The 6829-nt window shown below is 71.3% G+C and carries 6 protein-coding genes; all 6 read right to left on the bottom strand.

Features of this window, described 5'->3' with window-relative positions; all coding sequences use genetic code 11:
- Positions 1–462: 462 nt before the first annotated feature.
- Complete coding sequence (locus tag AOK17_RS42080) at positions 463–1077, bottom strand: GTP-binding protein (RefSeq protein WP_055617930.1); 615 nt, start codon at positions 1075–1077, stop codon at positions 463–465.
- Complete coding sequence (locus tag AOK17_RS42075) at positions 1064–1420, bottom strand: DUF742 domain-containing protein (RefSeq protein ID WP_055617929.1); 357 nt, start codon at positions 1418–1420, stop codon at positions 1064–1066. The genes AOK17_RS42080 and AOK17_RS42075 overlap by 14 nt, the downstream gene beginning before the upstream one ends.
- A 1-nt stretch (position 1421) precedes the next feature.
- Complete coding sequence (locus AOK17_RS42070) at positions 1422–1850, bottom strand: roadblock/LC7 domain-containing protein (RefSeq protein WP_055617928.1); 429 nt, start codon at positions 1848–1850, stop codon at positions 1422–1424.
- A gap of 11 nt (positions 1851–1861) precedes the next feature.
- Positions 1862–4333 carry a sensor histidine kinase gene (locus AOK17_RS42065; protein WP_055617927.1) on the bottom strand — a complete coding sequence of 824 codons (2472 nt, stop codon included), beginning with the start codon at positions 4331–4333 and terminating at the stop codon, positions 1862–1864.
- A 292-nt stretch (positions 4334–4625) separates the two neighbouring features.
- Positions 4626–5645, bottom strand: coding sequence for a substrate-binding domain-containing protein (locus tag AOK17_RS42060; RefSeq protein ID WP_055617926.1), 1020 nt, complete (start codon positions 5643–5645; stop codon positions 4626–4628).
- Between the two features lie 195 nt (positions 5646–5840).
- Positions 5841–6803, bottom strand: coding sequence for an ROK family protein (locus AOK17_RS42055; RefSeq protein WP_055617925.1), 963 nt, complete (start codon positions 6801–6803; stop codon positions 5841–5843).
- Positions 6804–6829 lie beyond the last annotated feature (26 nt).

Below are 6829 nucleotides of genomic sequence, written 5' to 3'. Positions count from 1 at the left end.
GGGCGGACGGATACAGGGCAAGGCAGGAGGGGACGACCGAAACGTGCCCGCTCGGTGTGACGCGACGGTGTCCGGGAGCGGAAGGCGCGCGGGCGGGCGGGCGACGCGGGCCATCCTGCACGGGGTGCGGGCCGTGCGGAGGGTGTGCCGGGGGCCCGGCGGAGGTGCCCTGCGGGGGCGCGGCCCGGTCACTGGTCCCGGCCTCGTTCATTCTCGGCCTGACGGCCTGACGGCTGTGGCGGACGTGTTTGCGCGTCGCGCGCTCCGCGCAGGCGTGGCGGGGCATTCCTGATGGATCATCAGGCCGGGCGGGGCTGCGCCGAGTTTCCGGTGCTGCCGCCCCAACTCGGCGCAGCCCAGCTCACTCCAGCTAGCCGGCCGGGCCGAGCCAGCCAGGTCAACCGGCTAGCCAAGCCGAGCCAAGTCAGCCAAGCCAGGCCCGGCCGGTCCCTCCGTGGGTGTTCACACCCGCCCGCTGGGCCGCCCGCTTCCGTTGTTCTGGGCCGACGTGGCTATCAACTGGTCTATCAGCGCTATCAGTACGTCCCGGCACGACTCCCGGTCGCGGGCGTCGCAGAGCAGTACGTGGGTGTGCTCGGGCAGGGCCAGGGCGTCCCGGATCTCGTCGGCGGCGTACGGATGCTCGCCGTGGAAGCCGTTGACGCCGACGACGAAGGGGATGTCGCGCCGCTCGAAGAAGTCGATGGCGGCGAAGCTGGACTCGGGGCGGCGGACGTCGACGAGGACCACGGCGCCCAGGGCACCGATGGCGAGGTCGTTCCACATGAACCAGAACCGCTGCTGCCCCGGCGTGCCGAAGAGATACAGCACGAGTTCCTGGCTGAGCGTGATCCGGCCGAAGTCCAGGGCCACCGTCGTGGCGTGCTTCTCCGGGATGCCGTCGAGGTCGTCGACGCCCAGGCCGGCCGAGGTCAGCGGTTCCTCGGTGCGCAGCGGCACGATCTCGCTGACCGCGCCGACCATGGTGGTCTTGCCGACGCCGAATCCCCCGGCGATCAGGATCTTGACCGTGTCGGGTGCTGAGGTCCCCGTGATGACGGGGTCAGAGCCGGCCAAGGCCGTCCCTCACTTTCTGCAGCAGGTCCATGTCCGAGGTTCGGGAGATCTGGCGTGGGGCGTGGGCGACGATCCGGCCCGCCTCCAGCAGGTCGCAGAGCATGATGCAGACCACGCTGACCGGCAGGTCGAGCTGGGCGGCGAGCTCCGCGACCACGACCGGCTTCGTACACAGCCGCAGGATCCGCGCGTGCTCGGGCTGCGGGCGCGCGGCCCGGTCGGGCGGCGGGTCCACCGTGGTGACCGACGTGATGAGGGTGAAGTCGGTGCGGCTGGGCCGGGTACGGCCGCCGGTCAGCGTGAACGGCCGCACCAGACGGCCGCTCGCGTCGCCTCCGTTCACTTCACTCGCCGTTGTCGGTGACGGCGACGCCCGCCCGCGGTGCCGCGCTGAGGTGTTCGCCGATCTTCTTCACCAGCATGTTCATCTGGTACGCGACCACACCGACGTCCGCACCCTGGCTGGTGAGCACGGCCAGATGGGCGCCCGGCCCGGCCGTGCTGAGTATCAGGTAACTGTTGGCCATCTCGATGAGCGCCTGCCGCACGGGGCCGCCGCGGAAGTCCATGCTGACGCCCTTGCTGAGGCTCATCAGACCGGACGCGGTCGCCGCAAGACGCTCGGCGTCATCACGCAGGAACCCCGTGGACCTGCTGACGACCAGTCCGTCCTCGGAGAGCACGACGGCGTGGTTCACCTCGGCGACCCGGTCCACCAGTCCGGTGAGCAGCTGGTCGAGCTGGCTGTGCGTGGCGGGGATGGGGCGTGTCATTTCTCTGTCCTTCATGAGCGGTCTGCGGGCGGAGTCGAGGTGACGGATGCGCCTTCGGGTGCGGTTTCTTCCCCTTGGTCGTACGCCGTATCCGTGTCGTTGTCACGCGCCTGGAGCGTTCCGCGCTGGAAACCGGAGAGGGAGGAGGCCGCGCGCTCCGCGGTGAAGTCCGCGAGGGAGTCGTCGGCCTCGGCGGACGCGACGGGCGGCACGTCCTCCCGCAACTCGGCGGCCAGGCTGGTCTGCGGCACCCGGCGCGGCAGCGGGGTGAGACCGCCGTGCCCCGCCGCGGCCGAACCGGAGCGGGCCGCACCGGCGGCGACCCGGGTCTCGGCCGCCTGAGGTGTCCGCGCCCGGGCGACGGGCTGCGCCTCCCGCGAGCGCTCGTGGGTCTGCCGGTCCGCGCCCGGGATCCGGTCCGCCGAACCCTTCGCGGCGACGCCGACCGGCTCCGCCACCGGCCCGCCGGCCTGCTCCCCGCCCTGCTCCCGGGCGGCCGGCAAGGCCCCGTTCGCGTTCTCCGCGTCCGCGGAGGGTGGTTCGAATTCGAGGGCCTCGCGCACCACGATCTCGTGCGGGATCAGCACGATCGCGGTGGTGCCCCCGTACGGCGAGGACCGCAGTGTGACGGCGATGCCGTGCCGGGTGGCGAGCCGGGCGACGACGAACATGCCGAGCCGCAGGTCGTCGGCGAGCGCCACCACGTCGAACTGCGGGGCTGTCGTCAACTGGGCGTTGAACGACGCGTAGTCCTCGTCGGACATGCCGAGACCGCGGTCCTCGATCTCGACGGCCAGCCCCTTGGCGACCATCCCGGCCCGCACCCCGACCGGGCTGGGCGCGGGGGAGTACGCGGTCGCGTTGTCGATGAGTTCGGCCAGCAGGTGGATGACGTCCGCCACCGCCGGCGGGGTGAGGAACACCTCCTCGTCGGTGTTCACCTCCACCCGCTGGTACTCGGCGACCTCACCGACGGCGCTGCGCAGGATGTCGATCAGCGCGACCGGTTCGGTCCAGCTGCGGCGCGGCTGCTCGCCGCTGATGATGACGAGGTTCTCCTCGTAGCGGCGCAACTGGCTCGCGGTGGAGTCCAGTTCGTACAGGCCCTTGAGGATCTCCGGGTCCTGGTGCTGGCGTTCCAGCGCGTCCAGCTTGGTGAGCTGGAGGTTGACCAGGTTCTGGCTCTGCCGGGCGATGCCCAGGATGACCTTCTGGAACCCGCGCCTGGTGTCGGCGAGTTCGACCGCGGTGTGGACCGCCGTGCGCTGCGCGGCGTTGAACGCCTGGGCCACCTGCCCGAGTTCGTCCCGGCCGTAGTCCAGCGGGGGCGTGGCCGACTCCACGTCGACCTTCTCGCCGCGGTTGAGACGTGCCACCACGTCGGGCAACCGCTCCTCGGCCAGGCTGAGGGTGGCGATACGCAGCCCGCGCAGCCGCCGGGAGAGGGAGCGGGTGATCCGCCAGGACATCAGGACGCACACCAGCAGGGCGACGAATCCGCCGGTGCTCAGCGCGGCCGCCTTGATCAGCAGGTCCTCGGCCCTGTCGTCACTGCGTTCCAGCAGCGCCGCCGTCTCCTGGCGGATCAGGGCGGTGTACTGGTCGCCGAGCTTGTCGAACGCGGGGCTCCACCGCTTCTGCGCGTCCGGCAGGGTGATCTTCCGGCCGTCGGTGAGGCCCTTCGCGCGGGCCGCGACGACCTGGTCCTCGACGCCCTCCAGCGCCTTCCACTCCGGACCCTGCAGGATCCGCTCGGTCTGTGTCTTCACCGAGCCGCGCAGCGAGGGCACCAACTGGTCCTCGACGAGCCAGCGCTTCGTGTTGACCAGCTGGACGTAGTGGTTCCACGCGTTCTCGTCGAGCTTCCCGGACGGCCAGGCCAGGTGCAGCTGGGCGTCCTCCTGGGAGACCAGCTCGGCCGAGTGCTCCAGGGCGACCAGCGGGCCCGCCTGCGAGGTGAGTTCGCCGTCGTCGACCTGGGAGAGCTCCTGGAAGGCGTGGATCTGGTCGTCGATGATCGAGGTGTACTGGTCCAGCGCCTGGTCGGGAGTGATGTCGGTGGGGTTGTCCACCTGGCCCCGGTAGTACTCCAGGCTGCCCACCGACGCGATGACCGAGTACATCCGGTCGCTGATCCGCTCGGGGGCCTTCTGGATCGCGTCGGACTGGCCGACGAGTGTCGCGACCGCCTTGTCGGTACGGGCCCGCTGCTCGTCCAGGGCCGTACGCGAACTGCCGGGCCTGGCCAGCAGTACGGCCGACAGACTGCGCTCCCGCTGCAGCGCGAGCGTCGCCTCGGTGCCCATGGCCCCGGTCGACTTGCTGAGCTCCGTCTGGTCCCGCAGCCGCAGACCCTCCGAGAACATCTGGATCGTCGTCACGCCCCACATGGCGGCGAGGGTGACGCTGGGCACCAGAGCCAGCAGGATCAGTGAGAGACGTATGGAGCCGAGACGGCGGCGGGAGCCTGTCCGTGGAGACATCGTCGTCCTAGAGCGATCAGCGGTGAGCGGAGGGGGTCTTGGCGGAAGTCGGGTGGTCAGCAGGGGTGAGAGAGGGGACAAGGGCGGCGGGTGACCGCGTGTCCGATACAGCACAGGGGATGCGCAGGATGCTATCCGTACAAGTGACCGTACGCACCGTGAGTACCCCAAACCTTGGCGACGCTGTTACCTGACGGCGCCGGATCGGCCGGTTCGGCACGCAGGATCAGCCGGTCCGGCACCGTGGTTCGGCCGGCCCGCCACGGGAGTTCCACCGAGCTTCGCCGGCGGTTCACCGCGTTCCGTTGGCCGCGAACTTGGAGACCGCGGCGACGTTCTGCTTGGTGACGAACGCCGGTCCGGTGAGTACGGGCTCCTCTCCGCCGCCGCTGAAGTTGCCGTTGGTCTTGTACAGCCAGAACGCGTCCACGGCGAGGTAGCCCTGCAGATAGGGCTGTTGGTCCACGGCGAACTGCACGTCCCCGCTCCGCACGGCCTTCACCAGGTCCTTGTTCAGGTCGAAGGTGGCGACCTCGGCCTTGCTGCCCGCCTCCTTCACCGACTTCACCGCCGCGAGCGCGAACTCCGCGCCGTTCATGACGACTTCGTCGATGGTCCGGTCCTGCCTCAGGGCGGCGGCGACGGAGTCGGTCACCGCGTCCATGTCGGTGCCGTCCACGTAGTGCATCTCGGTCCGGCCGGCGAACGTCTTCTTCACCCCGGCGCAGCGGGCCTCCACGGCGACGTTGCCCCGTTCGTGGATGACGCACAGGGCGTGCTTGGCGCGCAGGGCGTCCAGTTTGTCGCCGACCGCCTGGCCCGCGACGCTCTCGTCCTGGCCGAAGTACTGCAGCAGGCCCCCGGACTTCCAGGCGTCGATACCGGAGTTGAGGCCGACCACGGGGATGCCCGCCGCCCGGGCCGCGGCGACCGCGCTCCTCATGGCCTCCGGCTTGGCCAGGGTCACGGCTATCCCGTCGACCCGGTCGGCGATCGCCTCCCGCACCAGGTCGGCCTGGCCCTTGGAGTCGGGGTTGCTCTCGTACGTCAGGGCGATGCCGTCCTTGGCGGCAGCCGCCTGCGCGCCCTTCTTCACCAGCTCCCAGAAGGCGTCGTTGGGGGCGCCGTGGGTGATCAGGGCGACCTTGATCCCGGCGCTCGCCTTGCCCGCCGCGTCGGCGTCGGATCCCGCGTCCGATCCGCCGGAACCGGAACAGCCGGACGCGAGCAGACAGACGGCCGCGACGGCGGCGGCCAGAGCGGTGCCGCGTGCGGATCCTGCGGGGACGGGACCTGAGGGAGTGGTGTTCATGGGGGTATGGCACCTCGCTGTGCGGCCGGGCAAGCGGAAGGGGAGCGTGAAGTCGGTGTGACCGTCGGCGGATCATGTGTGCCGACTGTCGGACTTTTGCTGGCCGGAGCCAATCGTGTGTGACGCCTGGTAGTCAAGTGAGCGCCCAGATGGCCGGAGTTGTCTTTTTTGATCATGAGGTGGAGTGAGAAGCAGTCAACCACTCTTGAAAGTCGCCGAGTTGGCGCCTTCGGAGAGGGGCCGGACCGGAACGAGGGGTTCCCGGGATTCCGTACGGGCGCGGGAGGCCGCCCCGACCGCCACGGCCGCGCTGCCGAGCCCGGCCCGTACGACCCTGACCTGGTGGCCGCTGACGGGGGGTTCGGCGGTGAGCGCGGCCCGGATCGACGGCTCCAGGAGCGTCCAGGCGCCGCTGACCCCGCCGCCGATCACGAAGGTCGAGATGTCCAGCATGCCCGCGGTGATCAGGATCGCGCGGGCGACCGCGTCGCCGGCGGCCTCGTACACGGCGAGCGCGTCCGCGTCGCCGCGCTCCGCAGCCTCGGCGACGGCGCGGGCGCTGCGGTCGAGCCCGGTCCGTTCGCCGTACCGGGCGGCGATGGACCGGCCGGAGGCCAGGGTCTCCAGATGGCCGTGGCCGCCGCAGGTGCACGGGAGGTCCCCGAAACCCGGGATGTGGCCCGTCTCGCCCGCCGCGCCCCGCGGCCCCTCGTACAGCGCCCCGTCCAGCCACAGCGCGCCGCCGACCCCCGTGCCGAGCGTCATGCCGAGGACGTGCCGCTCGCCAGCGACGGCGCCCCGGGCCACCTCGCCGCGCAGGAACGCGTTGACGTCGTTGTCGAGGAAGACCGGGACGCCGAGCGCGGCCTCCATGGTCGCCGTCACCTCGAACCCGGCCCACGCGTGGAAGGAGTCGCTGGCCACGAGGACGCGTCCGGCGCGGGCGTCGACCACACCCGCCGCGCCCACCCCGACCGCGCGCAGCCGGGCCGGTGCGCGCGCCAGGAGCAGCCCCAGGGCGTCGAGCGCGGCGCCGACCATCGCCGTGCCGCCCTCCGCGGCCGGGGTGGGCACCTCCTGGCTGTCCACGACGTCGAGTTCGGGCGTGCAGAGCACGACCTGCGTGGTCGTGCCGCCGATGTCGACACCGGCGAACACCTCGGGGGCGGAGGCGGGGGGAGAGC

The organism is Streptomyces phaeochromogenes (genome assembly GCF_001418655.1).
In the GTDB taxonomy this organism is placed as follows: Bacteria; Actinomycetota; Actinomycetes; order Streptomycetales; family Streptomycetaceae; genus Streptomyces; species Streptomyces phaeochromogenes.
The sequence above is the reverse complement of the archived record's forward strand: the minus strand, read 5'-3'. Positions and strand labels throughout refer to the sequence as shown.